The organism is Alkanindiges hydrocarboniclasticus (assembly GCF_001982605.1).
Lineage (GTDB): Bacteria > Pseudomonadota > Gammaproteobacteria > Pseudomonadales > Moraxellaceae > Alkanindiges > Alkanindiges hydrocarboniclasticus.
This window is the reverse complement of the sequence record NZ_MLCN01000041.1, coordinates 1-1048: the sequence shown is the minus strand read 5'-3', so window position 1 is coordinate 1048 and position 1048 is coordinate 1. Positions and strand designations below refer to the sequence as shown.

General features: G+C 41.7%; 1 protein-coding gene. It reads left to right on the top strand.

The window, feature by feature from the left end; genetic code table 11:
* Window positions 1-99 precede the first annotated feature (99 nt).
* Complete coding sequence (locus BKE30_RS13610; protein ID WP_076879127.1) at window positions 100-1047, top strand: IS30 family transposase; 948 nt, start codon at window positions 100-102, stop codon at window positions 1045-1047.
* Window position 1048 lies beyond the last annotated feature (1 nt).

Below are 1048 nucleotides of genomic sequence, written 5' to 3'. Positions count from 1 at the left end.
CTTAGATTCTCAAATGAAGTGCAACAGAGATTAATTTATTGGAAGGAAGGAAGATGAGCTAGCATTCTGCTTCCGACCGACCAAAGTCAAAGTTGCATCATGAACTATACTCATCTTACTCACGAAGAGAGATATCAGATTTATACATTATTACGTGAAGGTTTTTCTAAACGTTATATCGCCTGGAGATTGAATCGTTCACCTTCCACTATTTCCAGAGAAATCCAACGTAATCGAGCGAGAAATGGCTATTTTGCCAAACATGCCCATAAATTAGCTCGAAGACGGCATCATTCAAATCCTCAAAGAATCCCATGTGATATCTGGGTACAAGTCATTGCTTATCTTGAACTTCAATGGAGTCCTGAACAGATCGCTTCTCAAGTTGCTGTTAGCCTGCATTCCATTTACAGGTTTATCCAGCAGGATAAAAGCAAAGGAGGTGATCTGTATTTGCATTTACGTTTTAAAAACCAACGTAAAAGAAAGTATGGCTCTATTGAGACTCGTGGTCAGCTGACTAACCGCAAAAGCATTCACGACAGACCTGCTGAGATTGAGCAGCGCTCTCGCTTCGGTGATCTGGAAATAGATACGATTGTTGGCAAGAATCACCAACAATCCCTGGTTTCAATTGTAGACCGGAAGACAGGTTATCTTTGGCTAAAAAAGTGTAGCACGCGAAAGGCTGAGGAAATTTGCCAAGCCACGATCAGATTATTGGAACCCATCAAAGCACAGCTCAAGACGATTACCGCGGACAATGGTAAGGAGTTCAGCCTGCATGAGTATGCTGCTCAGGAATTAGAGGTCGACTGGTATTTCGCTGATCCTTATAGCGCCTGGCAGCGAGGCACGAATGAACATACAAATGGATTGATCAGACAATATGTTACAAAAGGCAGTGACTTGAATGACTATACGGATGCATATATTGCAGAAATCACTCAACGATTGAACCATCGTCCAAGAAAAAGACTCGGATTTAAAAGTCCGAGTCAGGTATTATTCCAAGAACATGGTGTTGCACTTCAAATGCTAATCTAAG